Below are 25698 nucleotides of genomic sequence, written 5' to 3' on the forward strand. Positions count from 1 at the left end.
TGGGGCAGCCTCGCTGAGAGCCTTACCTGTCTGCTTCCGACCCAACTCGGACACGCATCGATGGCCATGCCGTGCGGCTCATAAATCGCATCGCGGAAAAAACTGCATCAGCAACGGTCCTTTACTTGGCAACTGCCAAGCGCTGGACTAGCGTTCGAGCAGATTTGTTCGCACCGGGGGGTTGCAATGCAGGTTTTCAAGTCAGGCTTCGTGGCCGCGATGATGGTGTGCGCACTTTCGGCGACGGCTCAGGCGGCCCAATGTACGCGGGTCGCAGCCATCGGCGATAACTTCACCCACGATTTGGCGGTGCTGTTCTCCCACAACGCACTCAAGAACACGATCGCCGGGAAAGGGCTCATTCCGAAGGGACCAGTGAAAACTACCTGCAAATCAGGGGGCATGATCGAGTGTTACTCCTCGCAGATGGCCTGCAAGGGCGGGACGCCCGCGGCCTGCCTAGGCCCCTGGCTTTGCTTCTGAAGGTTTTTTGATTGCGCCCGGCGACTCTCCTCCGTCGAGCCGGCCGCCGGGCGCGTTTGCTGTTTCACGCCGGCCGCCGGGCGCGGCTAGCTGAGCCATCTCGCAAAAAACTTATCCCGCCTTCTCCTTTGATTGCGCATCGCGACTCCGCTCCGCGGAGCCGGCCGCGATGCGCGAAGCAGTTTTGATTTGGCGCGGGCGACTCTCCTCCGTCGAGCCGGCCGCCGGGCGCGTTTGCTGTTTCACGCCGGCCGCCCCGCGCATTAAAAAAACTTATCCTCGGTATTGCGGGCTGCGCGATAATCCCATCACCCATCCGACAAGGGCAGCGCGCGAGGCGTCGTGCGGGGCTCGGGTGGGGCAGCCTGACCCGCTCGCGGAACGCGCGCGATGCGGACAAGGTGGAAGGCAGGTCCGCATGGGGTGAGAAACCCATGTGCGGAGCATCCCGCTTCATTAAGTGACCTCGCCGGAACCCTGTTCTCTGGCTGTCACGGAGCGGACCGGTTCCGGGACTAAAATTGCGAAGACCCACGCCGCGGAACCCGTCCGCTTCGTGCTTTATTGATGGCGCCATCCGACTCCGCTTCGCGGAGCCGGCCGGATGGCGCGTCTGCTGTTTCACGCCGGCCGGATGGCGCGTATTGCCGTCCCCCCCCCCGCGCTTTGCGGCCGGTTCGCGGAACGCGAGTCGCAAAGCGCAAAATAAAGTGTCGGATCGGGCCCGGCGATATCGTCTTAACGGATGAAGTGCCTGCGCGATGAGAGACACCAGCATTCGGGAGAGAAAATGATGACGGCGAAAAACACAGTTTGCATCTGGTATGACAAGGACGCCGAGGCGGCGGCGCGCTTCTATGCCGACACGTTTCCGGACAGCGCGGTTGGCTCCATCCACCGCGCGCCGAGCGATTATCCCTCGGGCAAGGCGGGCGACGTGATCGTCGTCAACTTCACCGTCGCGGGGGTTCCGTGCATCGGACTCAACGGCGGCCCCGCTTTCAAGCACAGCGAGGCATTCTCGTTTCAGATTGCGACCGACAGTCAGGAAGAAACCGACCGCTACTGGAACGCGATCGTCGGCAACGGCGGTCAGGAGAGCGCCTGCGGGTGGTGCAAAGACAAGTGGGGCGTCAACTGGCAGATCACGCCGCGCGTGCTGATTGAGGCTCTGGCCATCGGCGGCGATGAAGGCCGCCGTGCGTTCGAAGCGATGATGACGATGAAGAAGATCGACGTCGCGGCGATCGAGAAGGCCAGGAAGGGATGAGGGGTACGGCCTAGAGGAAGAAAAAACTTATCCGCGGTATTGCAGCCTGGGCGATAATCTCCTCATCCTCCGGCAAGGGAGATCGTGCGCGGCGGGACTTCGCACAAAAAAGCCGGACGGAAGATTCCGCCCGGCTTTCATTCTCAAACTAATGTCTCGTTCGGCGTGCTTTTGCCGTCATGGGCAGAGCCAGACTGGCCCAACGAGCACGCACCCGAGCGTGCGCCAGCCCCGCGGACGATGATGATAACGGTGCCATCCGCGGTAGCGATTGTGCCGCCAATGACGGCGATGTCCGCGATAATGATGGCGCGCGCGATGTCCACGCTTGTAGTGACCGCGATGACGATCTCTCACGAGTTCGATACCGCTGTGGGATTTGCTCAAGCCGGCGAGCCCGGCCGTCGCGGGTGCGGCGGAGGCCGCGGTGCTCCCGAGGGCCGTTCCCAATGCCAGAAAGCTAATCAGTGCGAGACGTTTCATCCCGAATTTCTCCTAGCTGTTGTGATTGTTTTCACGCGGCGCAATATCGCCGCACGCTTCATTAACAATACAGCAGACGCATCATCGCCGAATGCCGCATTCTTTGTAGAACGATCGAATCCGGGATTTCCGTTGTTTTTTGTTGGCGCATGCTATTCTCCTTCGTCGAGCCGGCCGCATGCTCTCTTTGTGGCGCATGCGACTCTCCTTCGTCGAGCCGGCCGCATGCGTGTCCCGCAAAAAAGCGACGGACCTTGCGATCCGCCGCCCGTCCGCTTCATTCAGTCATGCGAATCAATAACCGTAGACGCCGACGCCGCCCGGACCGACATAAACACTAACTCCCGGGCCACCGTAATAATCGTCGTAATAGCCGTAATCGCGGTAGCCGTAGCGATATCCGTCGTCGTTGCCGCCATAGCGGCGAAGCTGTTCGCGGTCGTGACGATTCAAATAACGGCCCTGGCGCTCTTTAGCGCGCGCACTTTCGACGCCGCTGATCGAGTCCGCCTGCGCCACAACAGGCGCTGCAATCGCCAGGATCAATGCCGCAGTGGCCGCGGCGGCCAAATTCCTTTTCATAAGTTATCTCCGTTTCCTTGCTCATCCGCCGGCTACGCAACTTTTGCACCGCGGATGCAGCCCGCATATGCTTGCAACGCGAACATCGCGCCGATGTTCCCGCGGCAAAAGCGGAAGCGCCGGAATAACCCACGCGGAAAAATACGGCGAAAGCTGGCGGTTAACTTTCAATTCGCATGACATTGCGGCCGTCAAACGCGGCGAGCGAAAGCATGATATATTAAGTTTCGGCGTTCGCCGTGGGTTGCGAACGATGTCCACGGTGCCACTCGCGCAGGAACTCGCCATGTCCCTTTTGCTTCCATTCTGGCAGCGTTTACTGATTACCGTCGCCGCGATGCTGATCGCGAGCTGGATCATCGGCTTGATCTGGCAGTCGGTGTTCAGCTTTCCGCTCCCGAGCTATGTCGGCGGCGCGGTTGGGGGCCTCACCGCCCTCCCCGTTTGGGACTTCTTGAAGCGGATCCGGCCATCTTGAGTGCGCCATCCGACTCTCCTTCGTCGAGCCGGCCGGATGGCGCGATGCAGTTTATTCGCGCAGAACGGAGCGGATCTGGTCCTCGTATTGTTTCACCGCTTCGATGGCGCGGTTCTTCATCACCGGATCGGATTTCTGCTGCGCCGTAAAGCCTTCGATCGCCGCGCGTGCGTTGTTGACAATCTGTCCCGCTGCACCCTGCGGGTTCATCTCGCGACTTGCGATCTTCTGCAGCAGCTGCGTGAGGATGACGCCCGTGGCGAGCGAAAGTCCTTCGAGCTCGGCAATCTGGCGCTTTAGATCAGCGATTGCTTCGTTGGTATCTTTGGTATCCGCCATGGTTTCAAACTCCGTCGAGCGTCACTGTCCGGCGGTTGCTAATACGATGAGCGCCGCCGCGCAAGGGTACTCGCTCCGGCACGGCTTCTGAAATAAAGTGAAGCCCATCCAGATACGAGCGGAGCTATTGAAGTATGCCGACTGTCCTCATTACCGGAACGTCTTCCGGTTTTGGTCTCGCGACGACCGTCGAGGTCGCAAAGCGCGGGTGGGATGTCGTCGCGACTATGCGCGATCTGGGCAAGCGCGGTGAACTGGATCATGCCGTCGCGGAGGCAGGTGTCGGCGCTCGCGTGCGCGTCGCGCAACTCGATGTCACAAATTCGCAATCGATCGACGCTGCGGTTGCTCTGCTCGATTTAACGAATCGGCCGCTCGATGCTGTCGTGCATAATGCGGGCGTGGCGGTCGGCGGTGCGTTCGAAGATCTCACCGAAGCGCAGGTTCGCCATGTTATGGACGTCAACTATTTCGGCGTCCTTGCGCTGACACGAAAGCTCCTGCCGTTCTTTCGCGCGCAACGTCGTGGGCGGATCGTCATCATTTCGAGCGAGTCCGCATTCGCCGGACAACCGGCAAACTCACCCTACTGCGCGTCGAAATGGGCAGTCGAAGGTTGGGCCGAGTCCGTGGCCTACGAATTCGAGCCCTTCGGCATCGATATCGCGCTTGTCGAGCCGGGCGCCTATCGCACGAGCATCTGGGAGAACTCGCCCCGCGTCCTGCCGGAGGCGAGCGCCTATCGCCCGCTGCTCCGGCATCTCGAAGCGGCGGTCGATGCCTACGTGGCAAAGACGGCGCGCGACCCTGTCGAGGTCGGAAAGGCGGTTGCGAAGGTTCTCGATGCGCCGCATCCGCGGTTCCGCACGGCTGTCGGACCGACGGCAAAGTTTGAGCACTTTGCGCGGGGCAAGCTTCCGTCCACCCTCATGCGGAAAATTTTCGGCCGCTTCTTTCAGCTTAACAAGGTGCGTTGGTAGGAGTTTCGATATGGCGATCGACTACTGGATCGGTGCGGGCGTGCTGATCGCGACGGCGGCGACGGACGCGGCTTACGTCATGTTCACATCATCGGTCGTCGCAAAGCGTCCGATGGCGGCAGCGAACTGGAGCGGTATCTGGTATATGCTCTCGTCTTTTGCCGTTATCAGTTATACGAACAACTGGATCTACGTCGGCTTCGCCATTGTCGGATCATGGATCGGCGCCTATCTGACGCTGAAATATTTCCATCGCGAGCCGAGCCATCCGCCCGCGCCGCTCAGGCCTTCGGCTTAGATTTCTCATTTTTGGCTAGTATTTCGATTCGCGCCGCGCGAGCCGCTACGAAACGCGGAATCCGCTTTCCGGGTAAATAAAAAAGCAAGACGGCGGGAGGAACGCCGGCCTGCTTCTTCGGCGGGGCCGAACCGCATCTCAGCTGTGTAGGACGTCGTTCGGGAGCTTGCCGCCATTCTCGGCAAGCTTGGCCATCACCTGCTTGTGTAGCCACGTGTTCATGGCAACGGTGTCTTTGACGCTGCCGGTATAATGCAATTCCTCGGCGAGCTTCTTGCGCGCTGCCAGGCTCGAGTCGAGTTTCAGCATTTTCATCAGATCGACGATCGAACGGCGCCAGTCGATGTCCTTTTGCCCAGCTGCGAGCTTGTCGAGGCTTGCGGCGATGTCGATCGATGGAGCCGACTTAATTGTTGCCGTTTCCGGCTCGGACTTTGCAGTTGATTGCAAAACGCTTGGCGGTACTTTTGCCGCGTGTGCTTGTTCGCCGAAGATGCCGGACATGATGCTTCCAAGAATACTCATCACTTCCTCTCGGGTTGTTGCGTTCAACGCGGCAAGCTTATAGGCACGAGTCAAAATCCAACCTGGATAATGACGAAATTGCTGAAGCATTCCTGCCCACCGGTGACAGGATTTTGTGTCGGCTTAAGGAAAATTTGAAACAATCTCTCGTTTATCGCGTGGCCGAGCGCGCGGAGTTGAGTTCCGGCGTTTGCAGCGGACCGAAGGCTTGATGCTCGCACGGTCCGGCGCGTATCGGTTTGACCGCAAACAGGCAAAGTCCGGCGATGAAGATCAGCAGGCTGGCGACTTGAAACGTCGTCGCGAACGGAACGTTCTCCTCTTTCAGCATTCCGCCCACGTATGTCATTACGCCGCCCGCTGTCGTACCGACAAAATTCAGTAGTCCATACGCCGTGGCGCGATGACGAAAATCCGTCACGGTACATGCGGCAGGCATCAAGTTTGAGTCCAGGAATCCTTGCGACATCCCCGCGACGAGCACACAGGCGAGAATAAGCGGGAGGTATTCGATCGCGCCGACAGTGAAGAGGCATGGCGCCGCGATCATAAAGCCGATGGCCGGGACGAGTGCTCGCGCGCGTTCATTCGTCTTCGACCACCAATCAGAAACGTGACTTGCAAGCAGCATCCCCATGAACGCCGCGCCGTTGAAGGCCATCGGTCCATAGACGCCCGCCCACGCCTGGCTGACGCCAAGCTCGGACCTGAAGAACTCGGGCAGCCAATTTCGCACCGGCCAATAGGCCGCTCCATTGAGCAGGTTCATCGCCAACAGAAACAGGAAGCCTCGCGAGGTCAACAGCGAAGCAAAAGCTCCAGTGCTCGGCACATCGGACATGCGCTGCGATGAATGCGATTGCGCGATTTCCCTCGGCGGGTGGGGAAAGAAAATCATAAGCACGAGCGCATAGGCGACACCTACGGCCCCCATCATAACGAACCCGGTGCGCCAGCCGAACATCTCGGCGAAGGCTCCGCCGAGGCCGCCGAGAACGGAGCCGGCATAGACGCCGCTCAGATGCAATCCCGTAGCGCGACTGCGGGTCGATCCGCGATGATACTCGACGATCAACGCAACTGCGGCGGGCATATAGAATGCTTCGCTGACACCGAGCGCGGCACGCGCGGCTAGCATTCCCTCGAAAGACGTGACGATGCCTGTGACGAACGTCGCGGCCGACCAGATCAAAAGGCTCGCTATGATAACGGGACGCTTGCCGACGCGATCAGCGACGTAGCCGGCAACCGGCGAGCACAACCCATAGATCCAAAGGAACAAAGAGGACAGCAGACCGAAGCGCTCGTCGCCAATCCCAAGATCCGTTTTGATGGGGCCGGGCATCGTTACGACGAGCTGCCGGTCGAGATAGTTGAGGGTTGCGACGATCCACAAGAAGGCGACAATAGCCCACGCGGTTTTTCTCCAGCGCTCCGGCTGCCACGTCACTTTCAATTCCCCCCGTTTGCCCGCCCCGTTCCGTCTATCTTAGCCTATAGCAGTTTTGGAACACGCGCGGCGAGCGGGTCACGTCATAACCGGCAAGACATTGGACCAGGTAGGTCTGGCTCGGATTTTTGAACAGGATGAATGTCGAGCGGTTGTCGGAGTTGCTGGAATAGCCCGCGACTTGCCAACCGGACTTCAGTAACTGCTCGATAGATCCTGCCGATTCATCCGTAGCGATATCGGCTCGCGCTAACTTGTTCGGCAGAAATGCGGCAGCGCATAGGGTAACCAAGCATGCTGCCGCGATATGTGACCACGATCTCATCGCGCTCCTCCTTCGTCGTGGAGGCGAAGTTAAACGCCGTTAGTCTCGGGCGCGAGAAGAGTTATCGGTATGCTGCCGATTGATGTTGCCCAATAGCTTCAACTTAGATCGGCACATCGCGGCAGTGCGTGTGCGGCAGGTGGAACCCGATCATCGCGGCGACGGCGGCTTGCCAAGGCAAAAGCAAAATCGCGCTACTGTCGAAAACGTTTGTCGCCGGAATGAGTAGGAGCCCCAATACCGCGCCCGTCGCAGTGACTGCCGCTGCAGCGCAGCTGCGTCGAAGCACCGGTACAGGGATTGCAACTCCCAGCCATGTTATAGCGGCCCCGATTGCGCCAGCTACGAGACCCGTGACGTAAGATTTGTATGCACTTGCGAATTCGAGCGGCCACAGCTGATCGATTTGCACGCCGACGTTGACCGCAGTCTCCCAGCCTAGCCAGGTTATCACGACCGTCATTGCGGCCATCGGCAGAGAGATTTCGGCCCAACGCCAGACGGCGAAGCCGATCACTAAGCCGAACCACACGCCGGCCAGCACCAGATAGGCGCCGGGTCGCGGTGCTGTTCCGTAATTCCCGCCCAAAATGGATGTGCCGAGCGTCCCTGAAAGGCTGCCCAGAAGCGCGAGCATTACCGATGGATGTGAAAATTGAACTTTCATGAAAATTGTTCAGAGTGCGTTACACGATCAACACACACGGCATTCTGAAACGGTGGCTTTAGCGTGTTTATACCCCGAGAACGGCAGCTATTCTTCGGCAAAACCCGATATTTGCATTTAGAACATCGCATTTCACACACGAAATGCGTGCTCTCCGCGTTTCAATTCGGAACAACTCGAAGGTCTCGGCGTTGTCATGCGGGATATGTAATTCAGCGTATGGAAGCCGCAATTCAATCGGGAGGTGAACCCATGAAAATCGCAGTCCTTGGACTCTGTTTCGCAGCGCTTGCGCTTGGCGCGTGCCGCCGCGAAGCTCCGGAATATACGCCGATGAAACTCGGTGCTGCTTCGGTCGCGGTTCATGACGCGGCGCAGCGCTGATTGATCTTCGCAACGGCCCCGCCACTGTTTTGTTAGTCTCGTTGCGTAATGGCGAGGCGTCGTATCCGGCGTCTCGCTTTGTGACTCTCTGGACGTCGACCGCAAGTTGGAATTTCAGTCGTAGATGTATGTCACCATAAAGGTACGATCGGCGACGTTCGAGCCAGTCGGCGGAATGGGGTAGCTGGTCTGGCGCGCTGCAAAGATGACGCTTTGATTGAGTGAAGGGTTTTTAGAACCAGAAAGAAGCCGAACCTCTGCTACATTTCCGGTTTCGGTGAGGAAAATCCTAACCGTTACGCGCCCGAGCACGTCGCTCAGCTGCGGCATGGTCTGCTGGAGCGCTCGGATCACGGCGCGCGCGAAAGCGTCGTTGACTCCTGATCTTGTAATTCCTGGAGGCCGTTGCAGTCCGGCCGAACCGCCTCCGCCGAACGAGGGCGCCAATAAGCTTTTCGGCGTCGAAAGATCGAGCGATGCCATGCGCTTCTTTTTCTTCGGCGATGACTTATGCGGCGATGATTTTTTAGCTTCGGACTTCGGCTCGGGTTTGGGCTTTGGTTCGCTCTTCATGTTCGCCGGATTCTCATCCTGCAGTGAGAAGAGGTCCGGCGCGTTTTCCTCCGGCTTTGGATCTTCCGTTTTAGCAACTTTCTGTTCGGGCTTTTCCTCCTGCTTGACGTCGTCAGGCGCAGGCGGCTGCTCGACTTTCTGTTGCAGCTTCTCTGGCTTTTGCGGTGGCTGCTCGGGCTGAGGCGGCTGCGGGTCCTGCTTCGCTTCCTGCGGCTTTGGCGGCTGCTTGGCGGGTTGCGGCTTCTGTGCAGGGCTAGGTGGTGGACCCGGCGGAGGCTGCGGCTCGTCGGCAATTGTGCTCTTGCTTTCGAGATCGGCTTCCGTCACGAGCGAGACGCTGATCGCATTGTCGGCGCCGTTCTCGGCACCAAGCCGCTTCGGTTTACTCGCGATCGCGCCGACGAAAAGCGACGCGTGCAACACTGCCGCACACGCTAAGGCAATCCAGAAATTGCGTTCACGTTTCGTGGTTCCGCTCCAGCGCGCGAAACCATTCGTCGTGAGATCAGCGGTCTGATCCATTCCCCTCGGCACTCAGTCTAGCCGTTCGGCCCCAACGCGAAGATTACCCCGTTGCTCTCAAGCGAGCCAGAAGTGATAAAGGATCGGCGGAAAAGCGCCGGAATACTGCTTGGCTTGTGCGTAACCCCGCTGCGAGGCCGCAATCACGTGACGAATCGCAATGCCAATTGGCTTCGCCGCGACACTGAACGTTCTCCGCTCTCATGGAGTAGCGGGTTCATGGAGCCTAGTCGATGCCGCGTAAGCGCACCTCTGCTTCGCAAGCGCCAGAAAAAAATGGCAAAACCGCGGAAATGGGAAAAATTCGGGCCGGAATCGGCGGCTGGACCTTCGAACCTTGGCGTGGAACCTTCTTTCCCAAGGGATTGGCGCACGCCAAAGAACTCAGCTACGCCAGCCGTCATCTTCCGACGATCGAGGTCAACGGCACCTATTACAGCACGCAGAAGCCGCAGACGTTCGCTCGCTGGGCGTCCGATGTCCCGGAGGACTTCGTCTTCACGCTCAAAGGGCCGCGCTATGCCACAAATAGGCGCGAACTCCGAGGCGCGGGCGATTCGATCGCGCGTTTTCTCGAATCGGGCATCACCGAACTCGGTAAAAAGCTCGGGCCGCTGCTTTGGCAGTTTGCACCGACGAAGAAATTCGACGAAGCAGACTTCGGCGCCTTTCTCGACCTTCTTCCGGCGAAGTTCGATGGACGCAGTCTTCTTCATGCGGTCGAAGTCCGGCATGACTCATTTTGTACGCCCGCGTTCATCGCACTGGCGCGAAAGAAATCCGTAGCCATCGTGTTCGCGGACCATGCGAAGTACCCCGCAATTGCCGATGTGACGGGCGAATTCGTCTACGCGCGCTTACAAACCGGCAAGGACGACATCCCAACCGCTTATCCTCCGAAGGCTCTCGGCGAATGGGCGAAGCGCGCAAGGGAGTGGGCTTCCGGCGACGTACCCAAAGGTCTTCCCATCATCGATAGCGATCACAAACTCAAAGAGAAACCGCGCGATACATTCGTTTTCTTCATTCATGAAGGCAAAGTCCGCGCGCCGCACGCCGCCATGGCCTTCATGAAGCGGCTCGAAGGTTAACGGCAGCTATTCCCAACGGAACAGAGGAAAGGCAGCGGAGATGCGATCGCTCCGCTGAACACAGACACCTGCCCCTGACCTTCGGGATGTTGACCACATGCTGAGCCCGCTCGAAATCGCGCTTTATGCGCTGTCCTTAGCTATCGTGCTGCCAATCGCGATTTGGTCGCTTCTCAATAAATCGAAGATCCCGGAAATTTCCTGGGCCGCACAATATTATGAGGCCGAGGCGTATCTTGGCCTCGTCGGCAATATCTATCTGCTGTTCGTTTGTGCCAGCGGTCTTCTCCGCCTATCCGCGCATTTCGGGCTTATCGATGGCAGCCACCGAGACGCACTCTCCATTTTGCTTGGCGTGCCATTTATGACTTTGCTCGTTCTGGTGCTCGCGCTCTGGGCGCGAGCACTGTCGAGGATCCGTCATGATGCGGCGCATAACGTCGATCCAGACGTAGAATGATCCCTCGGGCGTCGTCGGGCCATCTTAGGATGTCGAGATGCAGTCCGGGCGTCACCAATGCCGCGCGCGATAGCGCTTTTTACGCGGAACGTGCCGGTATCTGGGAGGCTCGTAGAAGCGCGATGGTGGGTAATATCCGCTCGGAGCTCCCCAGCGCCGTAGAATGTCTGCATCATATTCACTGGCGAGCCCGGCGCGGTAATCTGCGCGCGCGTGCTCAACGTCGAACAATGTTTCGGATCGCGCACCACCCGTCAAAAGAATAGCGGCGCAGCCGACCGCGATCAGGACGCCAACCACGTGCCTCAACATATCACCAATCGGGGCAGACACGCGCACGGTAGCGGCGGCTGTAGTAACAGCGTTCATCGTAGCCATACTCGTAATCAACGAAACCAGGTGGGTAATATCCGCCGTAGTAGGCGAAGTACGGATATCCGATATGGCGATGCGGGTATCCGTATCCCCACGCGCGAGTCGGGCCAATAAATACGCGCCGGCCATAACCGCCGCGATACCGTCCGTGGACGAGTGTCACAGACTTCGCTACTTCGCCTTTTGCGACGGCGAATCCAATCGGCGCGGCGCTCGCGGGTGCCGACATACCAATCAGCGCTGCACAGAAGCCCCAACGCAGTGCATGTTGCATACGCGACATAGCTTCCCTCCTCGCAAGGAACTCGTGTGGACTGTGCCGGTCAAAGCCGTTGTTGCGCGACGGACGCTCAGCTTCACACGTCGCCCAGTGAACGATTCTTCTCCATTATAAGATACTTCTCGACGTTGCGGGGTGGTTCAAAAAATATAGTAATCAAAGAACTTAAATGCACGCGTTCAGAGGCGAAACAAATCCAATAACATCATTCAAAGTATAAGGAAGATACCGCTGGCCTCGTGGCTGCCATGTTCATGCGGCGAATCTGTTAGACAGGGAGAATAAATCGGGTTTGTTGGCGACCATGGCGCCCTGCCCTCATAACGACGGAGCGCACTCATGTCGGATCGGACGCAACTCGCAATCGGACGCAACTCAATTTCTGTCCCGAGGTTGACGAAAAGGGCGGTTGAAGCCGCCATCGCCACAGCCCTGACGTCTTGCGTTGCGCTCGTCATCCTCGTCTTGAACAATGTACTTACGGGAAGAGGCGGCTGGATGAACGGTTTTAATGTCTGGATGTCTTACATGCGTCAGCCGGCGATCCTTGGAACGATGATTCTGACAGCGCTTGTGACATCACTCTTTCTTGCCTGGCAGCGGGACGGCGGCCTAAAACGCTAACGTGGCAATCATTATTGCATGTAAAAAAGGCGGGCATATGCACCGCCTTTTCGCGTATCCTATTGTAGCCCCTGGAAGAGACTAGCTCTTCAGAGCGGCGTTGCATTTGCTATAGTAGCCGCCGCCCTTCTGAATCCATTTCATGCCGCCATTGCTGTTCGTGGCTTTATTGGCCTTGTATTGATCGAGACATGTATGCATGCGGGCCCTGCCCGCGGATTCCTTAGCGTACTTCGGATCGACGGCCTTGGGAAATACGGCCCCGCCAGACGATCTGGTCGCCGTCACGGGCTTACTTTTGGTTTTCGTCTCTGTTGCCGCGGCGGCGCCCGAGCATTCGGTCTTTCGGAATTCGTTCCACGATTTTCCGTTCAAGGTGCCGGCCGACTTTGCGGATTGATATTTCGCGCTACATTCTTTGGTCGTGAGTGCGGAGCTTGGACCGGCGGTTAGAATGGCGGCGGCTCCAAGCGCGGCTGCGGAAAGGAAAATGCGAGAGGTCATCTGTTTCTCCATGGACGGCGGTGGCGCTCAGATTATCGCGGCGTTCCGCGTTTCTGGCACCCGGGGCAAGTGCATGCCGTGTCGTTCTACTCCGACTGGACATTCCAGCAAAGATATAAGCTCCTGTTCATTTTGCTGAAACACGAAAGACTTGTACTTACGAAAAAGTATATGCGGAGACAGGATTTCTAAATGAAGCAGGCCCGCTGCTAACCTTTTGCTCGTCTTTTACTTCGAAGCCCGAATACAATCGAACGAAAATCAGAATGAAGTCATGATCTCGCCGATGCTCCCAATCCGCCTCGTTCTCTTTTGCGTTGCGATGCTCTCTGCCATCTGCAGCGCTGTCCAAGCCGATCCGTCGGCCAATGATCTCGAAGCGGCACAGAGTTCCATTGCTCAGTTAACTCCGCACGATGTCGGCTCCCGCTACGGGCAAGCTCTCGGAGCTGTCCAGATCTGCCGCAATACCCGTACGACCGTGAAGGTCCCGGCACTCAGTACCGTCTATACTGGAGCGGACCTCAAAAGCTTCGAGGCGCAGGCCAAGAAGATTTACGACGCGTGGATCAAGCTTAAGCAATGCACGCTCATAGACGATCCGAGCGAATGCAACGTGGTCGTCGATGAAAGCTGCGCTGCGGCGATTGGTGAGATCGGTCCGTCTGGCACCGTCTTCCCTGGGTTAATGGAAGGCACCGCGCGCTGACCTATGACGGCGATAAGCAGGAAAATTTCCGGATCACGTCTGCGAAAAGAAGAACGTGGCTTCCAGCGAATACATTTGATCGGCGATGCATTCATCTTTATTCGCCGAATGATGGATAGGGAGAGGTGATGGCGGATCTGTCGAAACTGCGGATTGGTTCGACCGGGTCGGCCAGCGCTCTCGTGACAGAGCAGCGTCTCGCGCCCGCTGTTGGCAGCGGTGAGGCGCCGGTATTTGCAAGCCCCATGCTGGTCGCCTTGATGGAAGCGGCAGCCGTCGATTGCGTTGAGGCACAGCTCCCTCAAGACCATCAAAGCCTGGGTGTGCATCTCGATGTCACGCACTCGGCTCCGACCCCACTTGGCCTAACGGTGACCGCAACGGCAACACTAGCGTCCGTCGATGGCCGCAAGCTGGTCTTCGACGTGGCAGCGACTGACGGGATCGATCAAATCGGGTCGGGGCGGCACACGCGCGTCGTCGTCGATACGGCACGGTTCTTGGCGAGGCTTGCCGCCAAATCGTTGCCTCGGTCGTAACCCGAGTCTAATGAACTTTGAGTCGCCGCCTGCATAACGTATGTCTCCTGAAACTTTTTTTCAGCGGTGTCCTGGAGCTTTGATCACATGCGACTGATTTCGGGATTTATCGCTGCCGCATTCGTGCTTTGTCTTTCGCAGCAATCGGGTTCGGCGGCGACATGCACCGCAGATGACTTCGCGGCTGTGGTCGATCAATCCGGGGCAAGCCTCCGTGCGCTGACGCTAGAGGCTCAGCCTAAATTGCAAGATCGGCTGCGCCGCTATAAGGCAGCAAAGAAACTTCCGGACGACACTTACGAGAACACGGCGCTCGACGCGATCCACGACAAGACGCTTGACGATCTCGACTCCAAAAGCAGCGATCTACTACTCACCGTCGATTCGCTCGGAAGAGTCCCCGAAGGCACGCAACCCGATTGCTCGAAGCTTGCTCAGGTGAAGAAGGCGGCGGAAGAACTCAACAAAGTCATCAAGCAGAAATCCGATTACATGCTGCGCCGCCTCGATGAGAAAATCGCGGAAGCGGAACGGCAATCACCGCCCCCCCGCCCGGCACAGGCATCGCCGCCCGCGACCGCGCAAAAACTGCCGAAGTCATCGGCGCCACTTACAAAACGTGCCGACAGTTCCGCGCCGCATGCCAAGCTCGCTCCTGCTACGCCTGCATGGACTGCGGATACGAAACGCGACGATGCCTACGCCGGTCCCAACCCTGCGATGCGCGATATCCCCGGGCTGCCGCCCCGACAGGAGGACGGGTATACGATCGACGAAATCCGGGATGCGACGCGCGGTTTCTTTGGAACGATCTCGACCAATCTCGCGAGTGTCATCGAGCATGCCTTCAAAGAGTTGGGGCGCCCGACGGCGTACGTCCTCGGCACTGAAGGCGGCGGCGCTTTTCTGGCCGGTCTTCGCTTCGGAAAAGGCACGCTCTACATGCGCTCGGAGCGCGATGTACGAAACGTTTATTGGCACGGTCCATCCGTTGGCACTGACTTTGGCGCCTCCGGATCGCGAACGTTATTCCTGATCTATCGCCTGCAAGGCCCGGACGATCTTTATCGTACTTTTACTGGTATCGATGGGTCGGCTTATTTCGTCGGCGGTGTCGGCCTCACATTGCTGAAGGGTGGTCCTGTCATCATGGCGCCGATACGGTCCGGTGTCGGTGTGCGGCTCGGCGCCAACCTCGGCTATGTGCGATTCACGCCGCGCCCGACGTGGAACCCGTTCTGAGTAGAGCAAACAAAAAAGCCCGGAGAATTCCGGGCTTTTTCAGATCTTATATATGCTTGCGACGTTCGTCAGTCGTCGGCGTAATCGTAATAGCGACTTGGGGCAACGCGACGATAGACGTAGTCGCCATTCCTTTTTCGATAGACCTTTACCGGCTGGCCGCCTCTGTAGACGTATCCCTGACGCGGCCTCCTCCGCTCGTAAGCAGAATCATCGTCACCCCAACTATCACCCCAAAACCAGCTGCCCTGGCTATCGGCGTATCGCGCCCGCCGGTCGTTATCGCGGCGCGCGATCTCGGACCCGCCTCGCCAGTGCGGCCTGCCGTAGACGGTCACTCGCGTCCGTGTGATCCCGTGTCGTTTGACGAGATTGTAAAACGTCGCGGCGTTTGCCTTTGAAAGGCGAATGCAGCCATGCGACGCGGGTCTGCCGATGGAAGAAACATACGACGTTCCATGGATGGCCACCCCGCCATGGATGAATACGGCGTGCGGCATTGGCGACATGTCATATTTGCGCGAGTACCACATCTTCTCGGTCCGCTGAGGCATGAAGCTTCCCGTTGGGGTCGGATACTGAGCCACACCCGAAGAAATCGGCCAGCTGTAGCGCGTTTCGCCACCAACCTTCACGATCATACGCTGGTTCGTGAGATCAACGGCGGCCGTCAAGGTCGGGCGAAGCGGCTTAGCTTTTGATTTTGCAGCCACCACGATCGGCGCTTGGGATTTCGCCTTTTCGCTGCCGAAATAGGTGGTGGTTCCCGAACTCGTCTCTGTCGCGGCCGCTACCTTGTCGTTTGATCCGACCGGCTTGGCTGCGGCCGGAAGAGCGGTGAAAACCGCAAACGACAGAGCGACCAACGACGCTGCACGCAACATAACTCTCTCCTCACGCAATACACTGGGCCCAATATCTGCATCATAATGGAGTAGAAGCCAAATTCTTAATGAAAATGCGAATAGTCTAAACCAGATCCTTACGCCGAAATGACGCTGAATTTTGGGTGTCGGGATTTTGCACATTCATGCGTTGAAGGTGCATTCATGTATTCGCCACATTTTTGGTCGGAGCCGGCGACTGCATAAGTATTGCTACCCGGCCGGGGCAATGTCCAAGTGCCTATCGGATCAATCGCCAAACAAAAGATCGAAGATCGTTTTAGGTTTGTAGCGTCGTTGACGAGAGTCCCGCGAGGATGATCCTCCGTATGATTGATCCCACGGCCGGCGTTGAACGGCGGCGACGGCAACAGGATGCAACTGGTATTCATCGGTCACTCCGTCGACGCTCGCGACCTGAAGTTGATCGCCGTCCCATGTCCAAGTCGCAACCTTAGATCCCTGCTTGTCCGGTTGAATACCAATGACTTTGCCTTGGGCGACATCAATGATGGCCGCAAGTTCAGTATCTTCCATTCCATTTTTGCCGGCGACGCGCCCGCCAAAAAAATGCAAGATTCCGTAGCTCGCATATGGCGGCGCCTTGATCTCCCATTGCAGAAGCTTCGGCTCTCCCTCACCGATCATTTCGAGCGGCACACGGATTTGGCTATAGTCCTCGCTAATTGCGAAATAGTCTTTTCCATTCAGAACTACATGCCATTTTGGGATGTCGAGAGCGGCTTGTGGTATGTCATTGCCGTTATCGACCGGCGCCCCCAATCGCTTCAGCGCGTCCGCCGCGAACTGCCAGCCCGGCTTCAATTGCAGCACATGCCGCAAGTCGGAGATCGCCGCATCGGTCCGGCCGCTTGCTTCGGCTATTTCGCCGCGGGCCCACAACGCCTCAGGAGATTTCGGGTCCAGCTTTATGGCGGTTTCAACATCTCTCGCTCCGATATCCGGCTGGCCATTCTGCTTATAGACCACGGCCCGGAAGGCGTAAGCGACCGGCGAGCGCGGATCGAGTTCAATCGCGCGATTCAAATCGGCAAAGGCATTGTCGGGCGTGCCAGCGATTCCATTCGCTAAGCCGCGGCCCTCGTAGGCGGCGCCCGAATTTCCATCGAGTTCGATGGCGTTGGAAAAGTCCTTGAGCGCGGAGGCGGTGTTGGCGTCGAGCAAGTATGCATACCCGCGCACGATATAGAGCTCGGTATTATTGACGTCGAAAGCAATGGCGCGAGAGAGATCTTCGATGGCTTGATCGCGCTGACCGATGGTCATGCGTGCTTCCGCACGATTGCGATAAGCTGACGCAAAACGCGCATCGGCACTGACGGCGCGAGAAAAATCACGAATCGCAGCATGGGGCTTGCCTATCGTAAGATAAGCCAACCCGCGCCCCGATAACGGCGGTGCGCTCGCGGGCATCAGCTCGATCGCCTTGGTGAAATCGCGGATGGCATCGCCCGGTTTGCCGAGCTTCATCTCGGCATTGGCGCGATTCGAATAGGCTGCTGCGTAGCCCGGTGCCAACACGAGCGCGCGATCGAAATCCTTCATTGCTTCGTCGAGTTTCCCGACCGCGAGAAGGAGATTGCCTCTATTGTTGTAGGCAACGGGATATTCCGGAAACAGCTCGACGGCGCGATTGTAATCTTCGAGCGCTTGCTTCGTTTGCCCGAGGCGGGCGTTCGCCACGGCACGATCGTTCAAGATCGTTGCTCGTCGATCGTTTGCCAGTCCTGTATCGCGCAGCGCTTCGGTGTAATCAGCGACGGCTTTGCGGACGTCACCGCGAACCAATTCAGCGGCGCCCTGCTCGGCAGGAGAGGGTTGCGGCACCGTGTCCCCGGCAACGGCTATGCCGGCACCGGCGCACGATAAGATTAAGAGCTGCGCGATGTGTACCGGCCGTATCATTTCTGTCGCGAACCTTTTCAGCGGGGTCTCTCGATTCGCCACCGCGCCCATATAAAATGCCATTGTGGGCCGACTGCGGGCAATGGCGAAATCGATACATCTGAAGCGGTTGTTCGATTACCTGTAAGGCAAGCGTGTGGCCATCGCGTTCGTTGCGGAGACCGTGAATGAATCTCTGGATCCGGCTTCTTTGGGTGCTTTTGACGGCGCGGGGACGAGGCCATCTCGATCTTCCTCGCGAATCATCGCTGCTCACCTTCCGCGTGTGGCCCCATGACCTAGATATTTCCTTGCATCTCAATAACGGGCGTTATCTGACGCTCATGGATCTCGGGCGGCTGGATGTCATGGTCCGCTCAGGGCTATGGCGCGAGGTGTTGCGCCACCGCTGGACGCCCATCGCGAGCGCCGTCACGGTTCGGTTTCAGCGCGAGCTCCGCCCATTTCAGAAATTCAGGCTTGAAACGAAGCTTTTGTGTTGGGACGCCAATCTCGTGGTCATGGAACAAACCTTCCTCATCGACGGCGGCCCGCGCGACGGTCAGGCGGCGGCGCGAGCGTTGTTCAAAGGCGGGCTCTACGATCGCAATGAGCGCAAGTTTATCGAGATTGCGCGATTGATGGCGCTTCTGGGCGTTTCGGAAATAAGCCCGCCTGCGACGCCGGAGGTCGAAGCGTTTCTCCATGCCGACGATCAATTGAAGCAAGCGGGCCGCGTTTAATATGCTGTACGGGCGTGGAGATCGCGTAGCACCTGCGGCAGCATCTCCGGAAGGTCCTCCGCGATAAGGCCGATGCCGAAGCGCTGAGCGCATTCGCCGTGGAGCCAAACAGCAGCGCAGGCCGCATCGAAAGCGCCCATACGTTGTGCCAATAACCCGAGTACAAATCCGGCCAGCACGTCTCCGGATCCGGCGGTCGCAAGCCAGGGCGGAGCATTCGCGTTGATCACTGAACGTCCGTCCGGCGCAGCAATAACCGTGTCCGTACCTTTGAGGATCACAATGGCACCTGACTTCGCAGATGCGGCGCGGGCGCGATCGATTTTCGACCCTGGAAGCTCGCCGAAGAGCCGTTTGAACTCTCCTTCATGCGGAGTCAGGACGACCGGCGCCGTCCGTTCGCGAATGGCTGCGAAAAGCGTGTCGGGGCTTATTTCTTCATCGCCGTTCCTGGCCAGAAAGCCCATTCCACCTTCGGCGCGCACGGCGTCGTTGCTTTTACCAACAAATGAAGTCAAAGCGTCGGCATCGAGGACCGCTGCAGCTGACGATTTCAAGACCGCAAGCACTTCTGCTGCGGTATCGATGCCAACGGAAGCCCCAGGACCGATCAACACAGCATTTCGGCGGGCGTCCTTTAGGAATTCGGCTAGGGCGGTCTTGCCCTCGACAATGCGCACCATGATGGCCGTCAGATGTGCGGCGTTCACGGCCGTCGCGGGCGCGTTCCCCACCGCCGTTACGAGACCGGCCCCGATGCGGAGCGCGCCGCGTGCGCCCAGGCGTGCTGCACCCGTCTGCTGAGCAGGTCCGGAAGCCACGACGGCGTGGCCGCGGTCGTATTTATTGCCGCCATCTTTCGCCCAAGGATAGGCATTCAGCCAAAGCAGCGGGTGGTTCTCGTGGATGGTGGGCTTCACCGTTTCCAGCACCCGATCCGGAATCCCGATCTGAGCAACGATGACGTCGCCACACAGATCGCGGCCCGGCATCAGCAAATGGCCAGGCTTTTTGCGGAAGAAGGTCACGGTCTTGCGCGCACGGATCACAGGACCGGAATGTTCTCCCGTCGTGCCATCGAGCCCACTGGGAACGTCGATCGCAATTACGGGAATCCCGCTAGCATTGACGGACTGGACCAAGTCGACGGCTTCGCCTTCGAGAGGACGCGACAATCCGGCACCAAATAGTCCGTCTACAACGATATTCATGCTCTGGAGCACATCGACGGATGCAGGCCGCAACGGCAACGGCCAACGTCTTGCCATTTCGGCGGCATCTCCCTTCAGGGCGGTCCGTTCGCCAAGCAGGAAAACGCGGACATCGAAGCCTCGCTCGCGCAGATATCTTGCGGCAACGAAGCCGTCGCCGCCGTTATTGCCGGGGCCGCACAGGACGACGATGCGCGCGTTCGGCCGGGCGAGTTCAACCGCCATCTTGACTGTAACATCCGCAACCGAGCGCCCGGCACGTTCCATAAGATCGAGTGTCGGTATGCCGCTCTCCGCGGCCAGCCGGTCCGCCTCGCCCATTTCAGACGTGGTCAGAAGTTCGTTCATGCTGATGCCCTGAGCGGCCGAGGTTGAGACGTCTGGTAACAAGTGATGATCTGCCGCCTTAGATTTGGGCAGACAGCTCTCTTTTTAGGCGTATAAGACGAGCGCGACCGAGCTTTCGGCTCGACGATCCGCGCTAAGCCACTGAAATAGTTTATGTTCATGAAGAATTCCAAGAGTGGCACGGCCCCTGCTAGCCTTCGGGCCACTGGGCCCAGCGTGGAGCCTATCAACATGCTGAGTCCATGATTCAAGGGGCGAAAATGCGAAAGATTGAAGCGATCATAAAGCCCTTCAAGCTCGATGAGGTGAAGGAAGCGCTACAGGAAATCGGCCTGCAGGGCATCACTGTTATAGAAGCCAAAGGGTTCGGACGTCAGAAGGGCCACACAGAGCTCTATCGCGGGGCCGAATACGTTGTCGATTTCCTACCGAAAGTTAAAATTGAAGTCGTTTTGAGCGACGACATGCTCGACAAAGCAATCGAGGCCATTCAAAAGGCCGCGAAAACCGGCCGCATCGGCGACGGAAAGATCTTTATCTCGACAATCGAGGACGCAATTCGCATCCGCACCGGCGAGTCCGGACGAGACGCCATCTGATCACCGGAACTGCGAGTTCCGAAAACATCAAACCAACCGGCGGCGCGGCCCGCACAACTGTAAAACGTCTTACGCGACAGGGGAGTGTCTATGAAGAACGCAAGTGATGTCCTGCAATTCATCAAGGACAAAGAAGCCAAGTTCGTGGATTTCAGATTCACGGACACAAAAGGCAAAATGCAACACGTGACGGCGGACGTCAGCTGCATCGATGATAGCATATTCAGCGACGGCTATGCGTTCGATGGATCGTCGATTGCCGGCTGGAAGTCGATCGAAGCTTCCGACATGACGCTGATGCCGGATCCGACGACGGCTCATATCGACCCCTTCTTTGCCCAGACGACGGTTGCAATTTTCTGCGACGTCCTGGAGCCTTCGACGGGTCAGCCCTATGAGCGCGATCCCCGTTCAATCGCCAAAAAAGCCGAGGCCTACATGATGTCGCTCGGTCTCGGTGACAAAGTCTTCTTCGGGCCGGAAGCCGAATTCTTTATTTTCGACGACGTCAAGTTTTCGACCGACATGTACTCGGTCGGCTACAAGGTCGATTCGAGTGAACTGCCCACGAATTCCAGCGCGGACGTCGAGATGGGAAACCTCGGTCATCGCCCACGCGTCAAGGGCGGCTATTTCCCGGTTCCGCCAATCGACAGCGCTCAGGACATCCGTTCCGAGATGCTTTCGGTGATGAAAGAGATGGGCGTCAACGTCGAGAAGCACCACCACGAGGTTGCGGCCGCACAGCATGAGCTCGGTATCAAGTTCGGACCGATGATCACGATGGCGGACCATCTCCAAGTCTACAAATATGTCGTCCACAACGTCGCGCAGGCCTACGGCAAGACGGCCACTTTCATGCCAAAGCCGGTCTTTGGCGACAACGGCTCGGGCATGCACGTCCACCAGTCCATCTGGAAGGGCGGGCAGCCCATGTTCGCCGGCGACAAGTACGCCGACCTATCGCAGATGTGCCTCTACTACATCGGCGGTATCCTGAAGCACGCTAAGGCGATCAATGCCTTCACGAACCCGCTGACGAACTCATATAAGCGGCTCGTCCCTGGCTACGAAGCGCCGGTGCTGCTTGCCTATTCGGCGCGCAACCGCTCGGCGTCGTGCCGCATTCCGCACGTTACGAACCCGAAGGCAAAGCGTATCGAGGTCCGCTTCCCGGATCCCGGCGCGAACCCCTACTTCGCGTTCACCGCGATGTTGATGGCCGGCCTCGATGGTATTCAGAACAAGATCGATCCGGGCCCGGCGATGGACAAGAACCTTTATGATCTTCCACCTGCGGAACTCGCGAAGATTCCGACCGTTTCCGGTTCGCTGCGTGAAGCGCTCGATAGCCTCGACAAAGACCGCGAGTTCCTGAAAGCGGGCGGCGTCATGACTGACGATATGATCGACGCCTATATCGCTCTACGCATGGAAGAGAACATGCGCTACGAGATGACACCACATCCCGTCGAGTTTGACATGTACTACTCGGTCTGATCCGAGGCAGACGGTTTGGAAGTACAAGGGCGGTCCTCGCGGCCGCCCTTTTGTCATCCGGCTCCGTTTGCGGATCAGTAGTAAAGCAGCACACCCGCGCAAATTGCGATCAGCGCGTAATAGAAAAACTGCCGCTCGCGGACCAAAAACCAAGTCACGACGAGGCGGGGTGCATCGGCCCAGTTGTATCGACCGATAGAGCCCAGCATCAGGCCGAAGACCAGGCCGAACATCACTGAATTGAATTGCAAGCCTTCAGTCACCGCCCTGAGCCCGGCTGGCGCGTGGCCCGAGAGCCAGGGCGACACCGCCATGATGACTGCTGCCGTCATCGCGCCAAAGGCAAGAACAGAAAAGAACGAGAGGACCGATCGCATCATGGCATGGACCTTGCGCGAAGCTGAACAGATCTCCGAAGCCAGCGCCGTTTCGAAGGTTGCAAGCTAGCGCACCCGGACAAACAATTTGTTAACCACGTCAAATTTCGGCGTGGGCCCGTCGTCGCTCGCTTCGCTCGAGAACGATCACGGCGATGGCACAGACGCTCATTAGAGCGACCATTGACACGACGAACCCGGCCAAAGGCGCCATCGTCATCGCAATCCCCGCCGCCAGTGGCCCAAGGATAGAGCCCGCCTGGTACATGAGTAAAAACGCGGCGTTTGCCGCCGCGAGGCGGCTGGCGTCGACCCGTTCTCCGATGACGGCGAGCCCAAGCGTATAAAAGCCCAAAATGACTCCTCCGAGGAGGAACGCGACGACGCCTGTCGGTTCCGACGTTCCCAGCACCATCGGCAATGCCAACACGAGCACAATGAACGTAATGGACAGAGCAATCGTGACGGCAAACCGCGAAGTCTTGTCCGAAAGCCAGCCAATAGGAAATTGCAATACGATTCCACCGATTGTGGTAATGCTCAGCAGCCTGAGCGCATCCGATTCCGAAAGTCCGGCCGACAATGCGACATTCGGAATAAGCGAAAGAATCCCGATTTCGGCAAAGCCCCCGATAAAGGCGGCGATCATGGCTGCCGGGGTCATTTTTATGGCCGTCATCAAATCGCGCGACGCGTCGCCACAGAATTCCGGAGCAAGCCGACGCGCTAACAAGATCGGCACGCTTGCCACCGCGGTTCCGATGGCGCCTGCGAGAAACGGCATGAAGCTATCAAGGACCATATCCTGCAAGATGACTGGTCCGATGACAAAACCAAGGAAGAATGCCATGGCGTAGACGGCGATTACGCGCCCGCGCATACGCTCTTCCGAAACCGAGTTGATCCACGTCTCACCGGCAAGCCACGGGAATGCGAAGCCCAGGCTCATCAAGAGGCGGGTGACAATCCATGCCCATGGGTACGGAAAAGCATAAAGCCCGATAAATCCTATTGCTCCCGTCAAACAGCCGATCGCAATAGCGGTTACCGCACCGAGCCGCGCGAGAATCGGCGGCAAGGCGGGAAGCGCGATCAGCACCGCAACGGCGGGCGCGGCTCCGACCAGTCCGATCATCCAACTCGGCTGATGCCATTCTTCGAACGTCAAGGCCGTTAGCGGGAAGCCAATGCCGAACGAGAGACCGACGCCGAATGCCGTCGCGGTGACAGCGGCGAGGCTCAAAAGCCGTTGGCGGGGCGTAAAATCGAGTTCAGTAGCGAATGTCATCCCGCTCACTTAACGGGCTGCGATTACGTTGTCTCCGTTCTGGAGGTTGTCAGGTACGGCCTATCGACAGATTATGGCAACCGTGACGCGACATCTCGTGCGCCAGGCAGGGCATCGGCGAATATTTGCAGGTCCCGATCGCGGCCGCACGACACGCGAATGCAATGGTCGAGGCCTTTGGCGGTCGGTTTACGGACGAAGACGTCGCGTTCGAGAAGTGCATGGAGTATCCGCGCCGCAAAAGCGCCGTCGCCGCCGCAATCTATGGCGACAAAATTTGCGCCGGACGGTAACGGTTTGAAGCCGTTTTCCACTGCGATCTCGGATATACGGTCGCGAGCGCCGGCAATCCGGCCAACAACGTCATGCAGATACGCTTGATCTTGCAAGGCGGCCAAGGCTCCGATCTGACCGACGCGATTGATGCCATAGTGATTTCTCACCTTGTCAAATGCTTCGATGATGGACTTCTCAGCGATTGCGTAACCGATGCGCGCTCCAGCGAGTCCGTAAGCTTTCGAAAACGTGCGATAGCGGATCACCTGCGGATTCGAAACATCGATAGACGGCGCCGTTCCGACCGTTGCCGTATCACAGTACGCCTCGTCGAGGATCAACATCGTGCCCGATGGCAGTGCGTCGATAAATGCTTGCATCTCCGATGCAGACCACCAGCTTCCGAGCGGGCTGTTCGGGTTAGAAACATAAATCAGCGGCGCCGACGTCGTTGTCGCCGTTTCAATAAGGCGTGGCACGTCTTCCCTTAGGCTATTCATCGGTAGAGCGTGCAGGATGCCGCCATGCGCCAAGACGTGAAAATTGAACGTCGGATAGGCGCCGTCCGTCGTCACGACTGCGGTGCCAGGAGTTAAAAAAAGCGCGCATGTCAGACCAAGCAGGCCATCTATGCCCTCGCCGACGACAACGCATTCGACAGGAACGTCATGGTGGGCGGCTATAGCCGCGCGAAGCTCGAAGTTTTCCGGATCGGAGTATTTCCAGTTTTCCGCCACGGCATCGTGCATCGCGGCGATTGCTTTCGGCGACGGCCCGAAGATATTTTCGTTCGCGCCAAGCCGCGCGCGGAACGGCCGGCCACGCGACCGCTCCATGGCCTCGGGGCCAATAAAGGGCACGAGCTTCGGCAAAGCCGCGATGGTCGGTGTGAACGGCGGGCGAGACATCGGATTTCGGACCGGTGTAACTTTAGATGAGGCCAAGGTCGGCGAGCTTTTTGCGCATCTCCATCGGCATCACCGCAATCTGATCTTTTTTCCCGGACTTGAGGTCCGAAGGAGCATCATTGTCATTGAGATAACGCCAGCCCTGAAAAGCTCGCCTCGGTGTCGGCCGTACAGAGATCAAGCCCGGATCGAGCAGCAGATGGCAACACGGCGATCCGTCATCTTTTGTCCCATCCTCGATGCCGACGAGGCGCTGACGAACGAGGATCGTTCCCTTCATCACCCAATAGAGTGACCCGCCGTCAAGAAGTTCAGCTTGCCTTTTCGGAGACTGATAGGTCGGATGATAGACGCAGGGTTTCCCGTCGCGCGTCTTTCGGCGCCGGTGCTGCCGTTGCCACAACGCCAAGTCTTCGATCGAAGTAGCTCCGACGCACAATTTGACGAGGTGCAACGTCATGCGAATGTTGTGCCCC

General features: G+C 58.2%; 33 protein-coding genes. 15 read left to right on the plus strand and 18 right to left on the minus strand.

Features of this window, described 5'->3' with window-relative positions; all coding sequences use genetic code 11:
* The first annotated feature begins 186 nt into the window (after nucleotides 1–186).
* A complete protein-coding gene (locus tag VHB22_RS07085) occupies nucleotides 187–483 on the plus strand; it encodes a hypothetical protein (protein WP_325456260.1) in 297 nt (98 codons plus the stop codon).
* 790 nt (nucleotides 484–1273) lie between these two features.
* Nucleotides 1274–1753 carry a VOC family protein gene (locus VHB22_RS07090; RefSeq protein ID WP_325456261.1) on the plus strand — a complete coding sequence of 160 codons (480 nt, stop codon included), beginning with the start codon at nucleotides 1274–1276 and terminating at the stop codon, nucleotides 1751–1753.
* Nucleotides 1754–1930: 177 nt separating this feature from the next.
* Here the strand turns inward: VHB22_RS07090 and VHB22_RS07095 are convergent, their stop codons facing one another.
* Together VHB22_RS07095 and VHB22_RS07100 are read right to left on the minus strand one after the other, a co-directional pair.
* Entirely contained in the window at nucleotides 1931–2236 is a 306-nt protein-coding gene (locus VHB22_RS07095; RefSeq protein WP_325456262.1) for a hypothetical protein, read from the minus strand.
* 294 nt (nucleotides 2237–2530) lie between these two features.
* Nucleotides 2531–2818, minus strand: coding sequence for a hypothetical protein (locus VHB22_RS07100; RefSeq protein WP_325456263.1), 288 nt, complete (start codon nucleotides 2816–2818; stop codon nucleotides 2531–2533).
* Nucleotides 2819–3071: 253 nt separating this feature from the next.
* Here VHB22_RS07100 and VHB22_RS07105 point away from each other — a divergent pair, with 253 nt between their 5' ends.
* Nucleotides 3072–3296 (plus strand): hypothetical protein, encoded by a 225-nt coding sequence (locus tag VHB22_RS07105; RefSeq protein WP_325456264.1) that lies wholly within the window; start codon nucleotides 3072–3074, stop codon nucleotides 3294–3296.
* 51 nt (nucleotides 3297–3347) lie between these two features.
* Here the strand turns inward: VHB22_RS07105 and VHB22_RS07110 are convergent, their stop codons facing one another.
* Nucleotides 3348–3635 carry a hypothetical protein gene (locus VHB22_RS07110; protein ID WP_325456265.1) on the minus strand — a complete coding sequence of 96 codons (288 nt, stop codon included), beginning with the start codon at nucleotides 3633–3635 and terminating at the stop codon, nucleotides 3348–3350.
* 134 nt (nucleotides 3636–3769) lie between these two features.
* Here VHB22_RS07110 and VHB22_RS07115 point away from each other — a divergent pair, with 134 nt between their 5' ends.
* Nucleotides 3770–4615, plus strand: a complete 846-nt coding sequence (locus VHB22_RS07115; RefSeq protein WP_325456266.1) for an SDR family NAD(P)-dependent oxidoreductase — start codon at nucleotides 3770–3772, stop codon at nucleotides 4613–4615.
* A gap of 10 nt (nucleotides 4616–4625) precedes the next feature.
* A complete protein-coding gene (locus tag VHB22_RS07120; protein ID WP_325456267.1) occupies nucleotides 4626–4913 on the plus strand; it encodes a hypothetical protein in 288 nt (95 codons plus the stop codon).
* A gap of 138 nt (nucleotides 4914–5051) precedes the next feature.
* Here the strand turns inward: VHB22_RS07120 and VHB22_RS07125 are convergent, their stop codons facing one another.
* The 4 genes from VHB22_RS07125 to VHB22_RS07140 all read right to left on the minus strand — a co-directional run bounded on the left by VHB22_RS07125 (nucleotide 5052) and on the right by VHB22_RS07140 (nucleotide 7880).
* On the minus strand, nucleotides 5052–5528 hold the full coding sequence (locus VHB22_RS07125) for a DUF3597 domain-containing protein (protein ID WP_414652718.1): 477 nt from the start codon (nucleotides 5526–5528) through the stop codon (nucleotides 5052–5054).
* 61 nt (nucleotides 5529–5589) lie between these two features.
* Complete coding sequence (locus tag VHB22_RS07130; RefSeq protein WP_325456268.1) at nucleotides 5590–6888, minus strand: MFS transporter; 1299 nt, start codon at nucleotides 6886–6888, stop codon at nucleotides 5590–5592.
* A gap of 34 nt (nucleotides 6889–6922) precedes the next feature.
* Nucleotides 6923–7213, minus strand: coding sequence for a hypothetical protein (locus VHB22_RS07135; protein WP_325456269.1), 291 nt, complete (start codon nucleotides 7211–7213; stop codon nucleotides 6923–6925).
* Between the two features lie 103 nt (nucleotides 7214–7316).
* On the minus strand, nucleotides 7317–7880 hold the full coding sequence (locus tag VHB22_RS07140; RefSeq protein ID WP_325456270.1) for a hypothetical protein: 564 nt from the start codon (nucleotides 7878–7880) through the stop codon (nucleotides 7317–7319).
* A 252-nt stretch (nucleotides 7881–8132) separates the two neighbouring features.
* Here VHB22_RS07140 and VHB22_RS07145 point away from each other — a divergent pair, with 252 nt between their 5' ends.
* Nucleotides 8133–8264 carry a hypothetical protein gene (locus VHB22_RS07145; RefSeq protein WP_325456271.1) on the plus strand — a complete coding sequence of 44 codons (132 nt, stop codon included), beginning with the start codon at nucleotides 8133–8135 and terminating at the stop codon, nucleotides 8262–8264.
* A gap of 114 nt (nucleotides 8265–8378) precedes the next feature.
* Here VHB22_RS07145 and VHB22_RS07150 read toward each other — a convergent pair whose 3' ends face one another.
* Nucleotides 8379–9359: a TonB family protein gene (locus VHB22_RS07150; RefSeq protein ID WP_325456272.1), complete on the minus strand. Its 981-nt coding sequence runs from the start codon at nucleotides 9357–9359 to the stop codon at nucleotides 8379–8381.
* 293 nt (nucleotides 9360–9652) lie between these two features.
* Between VHB22_RS07150 and VHB22_RS07155 the strand changes: the two genes are divergently transcribed.
* Together VHB22_RS07155 and VHB22_RS07160 are read left to right on the plus strand one after the other, a co-directional pair.
* Nucleotides 9653–10450, plus strand: a complete 798-nt coding sequence (locus VHB22_RS07155) for a DUF72 domain-containing protein (protein ID WP_414652721.1) — start codon at nucleotides 9653–9655, stop codon at nucleotides 10448–10450.
* A 97-nt stretch (nucleotides 10451–10547) separates the two neighbouring features.
* Nucleotides 10548–10910, plus strand: a complete 363-nt coding sequence (locus VHB22_RS07160; protein WP_325456274.1) for a hypothetical protein — start codon at nucleotides 10548–10550, stop codon at nucleotides 10908–10910.
* A gap of 51 nt (nucleotides 10911–10961) precedes the next feature.
* Here the strand turns inward: VHB22_RS07160 and VHB22_RS07165 are convergent, their stop codons facing one another.
* Entirely contained in the window at nucleotides 10962–11222 is a 261-nt protein-coding gene (locus VHB22_RS07165; protein WP_325456275.1) for a peptidase M48, read from the minus strand.
* A gap of 1 nt (nucleotide 11223) precedes the next feature.
* The gene (locus tag VHB22_RS07170; RefSeq protein WP_325456276.1) at nucleotides 11224–11568 is read right to left on the minus strand and encodes a hypothetical protein; all 345 of its coding nucleotides are present in this window, start codon (nucleotides 11566–11568) and stop codon (nucleotides 11224–11226) included.
* 336 nt (nucleotides 11569–11904) lie between these two features.
* Here VHB22_RS07170 and VHB22_RS07175 point away from each other — a divergent pair, with 336 nt between their 5' ends.
* The gene (locus tag VHB22_RS07175) at nucleotides 11905–12189 is read left to right on the plus strand and encodes a hypothetical protein (RefSeq protein ID WP_325456277.1); all 285 of its coding nucleotides are present in this window, start codon (nucleotides 11905–11907) and stop codon (nucleotides 12187–12189) included.
* Between the two features lie 81 nt (nucleotides 12190–12270).
* Here VHB22_RS07175 and VHB22_RS07180 read toward each other — a convergent pair whose 3' ends face one another.
* On the minus strand, nucleotides 12271–12693 hold the full coding sequence (locus tag VHB22_RS07180) for a hypothetical protein (RefSeq protein ID WP_325456278.1): 423 nt from the start codon (nucleotides 12691–12693) through the stop codon (nucleotides 12271–12273).
* A gap of 274 nt (nucleotides 12694–12967) precedes the next feature.
* On the opposite strand from VHB22_RS07180, the gene VHB22_RS07185 reads away from it, so the two are divergent.
* The 3 genes from VHB22_RS07185 to VHB22_RS07195 all read left to right on the plus strand — a co-directional run bounded on the left by VHB22_RS07185 (nucleotide 12968) and on the right by VHB22_RS07195 (nucleotide 15183).
* Complete coding sequence (locus tag VHB22_RS07185) at nucleotides 12968–13402, plus strand: hypothetical protein (protein ID WP_325456279.1); 435 nt, start codon at nucleotides 12968–12970, stop codon at nucleotides 13400–13402.
* A 128-nt stretch (nucleotides 13403–13530) separates the two neighbouring features.
* A complete protein-coding gene (locus VHB22_RS07190; protein WP_325456280.1) occupies nucleotides 13531–13941 on the plus strand; it encodes a thioesterase family protein in 411 nt (136 codons plus the stop codon).
* Nucleotides 13942–14028: 87 nt separating this feature from the next.
* A complete protein-coding gene (locus VHB22_RS07195; protein ID WP_325456281.1) occupies nucleotides 14029–15183 on the plus strand; it encodes a DUF1134 domain-containing protein in 1155 nt (384 codons plus the stop codon).
* A 68-nt stretch (nucleotides 15184–15251) separates the two neighbouring features.
* On the opposite strand, the gene VHB22_RS07200 is transcribed toward VHB22_RS07195, so the two are convergent.
* Both VHB22_RS07200 and VHB22_RS07205 read right to left on the minus strand, forming a co-directional pair.
* Nucleotides 15252–16067: a L,D-transpeptidase gene (locus tag VHB22_RS07200; RefSeq protein WP_325456282.1), complete on the minus strand. Its 816-nt coding sequence runs from the start codon at nucleotides 16065–16067 to the stop codon at nucleotides 15252–15254.
* 249 nt (nucleotides 16068–16316) lie between these two features.
* Nucleotides 16317–17993: a tetratricopeptide repeat protein gene (locus VHB22_RS07205; protein ID WP_325456283.1), complete on the minus strand. Its 1677-nt coding sequence runs from the start codon at nucleotides 17991–17993 to the stop codon at nucleotides 16317–16319.
* 167 nt (nucleotides 17994–18160) lie between these two features.
* Here VHB22_RS07205 and VHB22_RS07210 point away from each other — a divergent pair, with 167 nt between their 5' ends.
* The gene (locus VHB22_RS07210) at nucleotides 18161–18715 is read left to right on the plus strand and encodes a thioesterase family protein (protein WP_325456284.1); all 555 of its coding nucleotides are present in this window, start codon (nucleotides 18161–18163) and stop codon (nucleotides 18713–18715) included.
* On the opposite strand, the gene VHB22_RS07215 is transcribed toward VHB22_RS07210, so the two are convergent.
* Nucleotides 18712–20274 carry an NAD(P)H-hydrate dehydratase gene (locus VHB22_RS07215; RefSeq protein ID WP_325456285.1) on the minus strand — a complete coding sequence of 521 codons (1563 nt, stop codon included), beginning with the start codon at nucleotides 20272–20274 and terminating at the stop codon, nucleotides 18712–18714. The two genes, VHB22_RS07210 and VHB22_RS07215, sit on opposite strands and share 4 nt — an antisense overlap.
* A gap of 260 nt (nucleotides 20275–20534) precedes the next feature.
* Between VHB22_RS07215 and VHB22_RS07220 the strand changes: the two genes are divergently transcribed.
* Together VHB22_RS07220 and glnA are read left to right on the plus strand one after the other, a co-directional pair.
* Nucleotides 20535–20873, plus strand: coding sequence for a P-II family nitrogen regulator (locus VHB22_RS07220; RefSeq protein ID WP_325456286.1), 339 nt, complete (start codon nucleotides 20535–20537; stop codon nucleotides 20871–20873).
* A 90-nt stretch (nucleotides 20874–20963) separates the two neighbouring features.
* A complete protein-coding gene (gene glnA, locus VHB22_RS07225; protein ID WP_325456287.1) occupies nucleotides 20964–22373 on the plus strand; it encodes a type I glutamate--ammonia ligase in 1410 nt (469 codons plus the stop codon).
* A 74-nt stretch (nucleotides 22374–22447) separates the two neighbouring features.
* Here the strand turns inward: glnA and VHB22_RS07230 are convergent, their stop codons facing one another.
* From VHB22_RS07230 to VHB22_RS07245, 4 genes are all read right to left on the minus strand, one after another.
* Nucleotides 22448–22753 carry a hypothetical protein gene (locus VHB22_RS07230; protein WP_325456288.1) on the minus strand — a complete coding sequence of 102 codons (306 nt, stop codon included), beginning with the start codon at nucleotides 22751–22753 and terminating at the stop codon, nucleotides 22448–22450.
* Nucleotides 22754–22850: 97 nt separating this feature from the next.
* A complete protein-coding gene (locus VHB22_RS07235) occupies nucleotides 22851–24038 on the minus strand; it encodes an MFS transporter (RefSeq protein ID WP_325456289.1) in 1188 nt (395 codons plus the stop codon).
* A 71-nt stretch (nucleotides 24039–24109) separates the two neighbouring features.
* The gene (locus VHB22_RS07240) at nucleotides 24110–25222 is read right to left on the minus strand and encodes a pyridoxal phosphate-dependent aminotransferase (RefSeq protein WP_325456290.1); all 1113 of its coding nucleotides are present in this window, start codon (nucleotides 25220–25222) and stop codon (nucleotides 24110–24112) included.
* A gap of 22 nt (nucleotides 25223–25244) precedes the next feature.
* Complete coding sequence (locus VHB22_RS07245; protein WP_325456291.1) at nucleotides 25245–25682, minus strand: DUF1489 domain-containing protein; 438 nt, start codon at nucleotides 25680–25682, stop codon at nucleotides 25245–25247.
* Nucleotides 25683–25698: the final 16 nt, after the last annotated feature.

The sequence above is a fragment of the Hyphomicrobium sp. genome, assembly GCF_035548195.1.
Taxonomy (GTDB): Bacteria; Pseudomonadota; Alphaproteobacteria; order Rhizobiales; family Hyphomicrobiaceae; genus Hyphomicrobium_B.

Coding starts and splice junctions, on each gene's coding strand:
- VHB22_RS07085 (WP_325456260.1), top strand. CDS start 187: ATGCAGGTTTTCAAGTCAGGCTTCGTGGCCGCGATGATGGTGTGCGCA.
- VHB22_RS07090 (WP_325456261.1), top strand. CDS start 1,274: ATGATGACGGCGAAAAACACAGTTTGCATCTGGTATGACAAGGACGCC.
- VHB22_RS07095 (WP_325456262.1), bottom strand. CDS start 2,236: ATGAAACGTCTCGCACTGATTAGCTTTCTGGCATTGGGAACGGCCCTC.
- VHB22_RS07100 (WP_325456263.1), bottom strand. CDS start 2,818: ATGAAAAGGAATTTGGCCGCCGCGGCCACTGCGGCATTGATCCTGGCG.
- VHB22_RS07105 (WP_325456264.1), top strand. CDS start 3,072: ATGTCCACGGTGCCACTCGCGCAGGAACTCGCCATGTCCCTTTTGCTT.
- VHB22_RS07110 (WP_325456265.1), bottom strand. CDS start 3,635: ATGGCGGATACCAAAGATACCAACGAAGCAATCGCTGATCTAAAGCGC.
- VHB22_RS07115 (WP_325456266.1), top strand. CDS start 3,770: ATGCCGACTGTCCTCATTACCGGAACGTCTTCCGGTTTTGGTCTCGCG.
- VHB22_RS07120 (WP_325456267.1), top strand. CDS start 4,626: ATGGCGATCGACTACTGGATCGGTGCGGGCGTGCTGATCGCGACGGCG.
- VHB22_RS07125 (WP_414652718.1), bottom strand. CDS start 5,528: ATGCTTCAGCAATTTCGTCATTATCCAGGTTGGATTTTGACTCGTGCC.
- VHB22_RS07135 (WP_325456269.1), bottom strand. CDS start 7,213: ATGAGATCGTGGTCACATATCGCGGCAGCATGCTTGGTTACCCTATGC.
- VHB22_RS07140 (WP_325456270.1), bottom strand. CDS start 7,880: ATGAAAGTTCAATTTTCACATCCATCGGTAATGCTCGCGCTTCTGGGC.
- VHB22_RS07145 (WP_325456271.1), top strand. CDS start 8,133: ATGAAAATCGCAGTCCTTGGACTCTGTTTCGCAGCGCTTGCGCTTGGC.
- VHB22_RS07150 (WP_325456272.1), bottom strand. CDS start 9,359: ATGGATCAGACCGCTGATCTCACGACGAATGGTTTCGCGCGCTGGAGC.
- VHB22_RS07155 (WP_414652721.1), top strand. CDS start 9,653: ATGGGAAAAATTCGGGCCGGAATCGGCGGCTGGACCTTCGAACCTTGG.
- VHB22_RS07160 (WP_325456274.1), top strand. CDS start 10,548: ATGCTGAGCCCGCTCGAAATCGCGCTTTATGCGCTGTCCTTAGCTATC.
- VHB22_RS07165 (WP_325456275.1), bottom strand. CDS start 11,222: ATGTTGAGGCACGTGGTTGGCGTCCTGATCGCGGTCGGCTGCGCCGCT.
- VHB22_RS07170 (WP_325456276.1), bottom strand. CDS start 11,568: ATGTCGCGTATGCAACATGCACTGCGTTGGGGCTTCTGTGCAGCGCTG.
- VHB22_RS07175 (WP_325456277.1), top strand. CDS start 11,905: ATGTCGGATCGGACGCAACTCGCAATCGGACGCAACTCAATTTCTGTC.
- VHB22_RS07180 (WP_325456278.1), bottom strand. CDS start 12,693: ATGACCTCTCGCATTTTCCTTTCCGCAGCCGCGCTTGGAGCCGCCGCC.
- VHB22_RS07185 (WP_325456279.1), top strand. CDS start 12,968: ATGATCTCGCCGATGCTCCCAATCCGCCTCGTTCTCTTTTGCGTTGCG.
- VHB22_RS07190 (WP_325456280.1), top strand. CDS start 13,531: ATGGCGGATCTGTCGAAACTGCGGATTGGTTCGACCGGGTCGGCCAGC.
- VHB22_RS07195 (WP_325456281.1), top strand. CDS start 14,029: ATGCGACTGATTTCGGGATTTATCGCTGCCGCATTCGTGCTTTGTCTT.
- VHB22_RS07200 (WP_325456282.1), bottom strand. CDS start 16,067: ATGTTGCGTGCAGCGTCGTTGGTCGCTCTGTCGTTTGCGGTTTTCACC.
- VHB22_RS07205 (WP_325456283.1), bottom strand. CDS start 17,993: ATGATACGGCCGGTACACATCGCGCAGCTCTTAATCTTATCGTGCGCC.
- VHB22_RS07210 (WP_325456284.1), top strand. CDS start 18,161: ATGAATCTCTGGATCCGGCTTCTTTGGGTGCTTTTGACGGCGCGGGGA.
- VHB22_RS07215 (WP_325456285.1), bottom strand. CDS start 20,274: ATGAACGAACTTCTGACCACGTCTGAAATGGGCGAGGCGGACCGGCTG.
- VHB22_RS07220 (WP_325456286.1), top strand. CDS start 20,535: ATGCGAAAGATTGAAGCGATCATAAAGCCCTTCAAGCTCGATGAGGTG.
- glnA (WP_325456287.1), top strand. CDS start 20,964: ATGAAGAACGCAAGTGATGTCCTGCAATTCATCAAGGACAAAGAAGCC.
- VHB22_RS07230 (WP_325456288.1), bottom strand. CDS start 22,753: ATGATGCGATCGGTCCTCTCGTTCTTTTCTGTTCTTGCCTTTGGCGCG.
- VHB22_RS07235 (WP_325456289.1), bottom strand. CDS start 24,038: ATGACATTCGCTACTGAACTCGATTTTACGCCCCGCCAACGGCTTTTG.
- VHB22_RS07240 (WP_325456290.1), bottom strand. CDS start 25,222: ATGTCTCGCCCGCCGTTCACACCGACCATCGCGGCTTTGCCGAAGCTC.
- VHB22_RS07245 (WP_325456291.1), bottom strand. CDS start 25,682: ATGACGTTGCACCTCGTCAAATTGTGCGTCGGAGCTACTTCGATCGAA.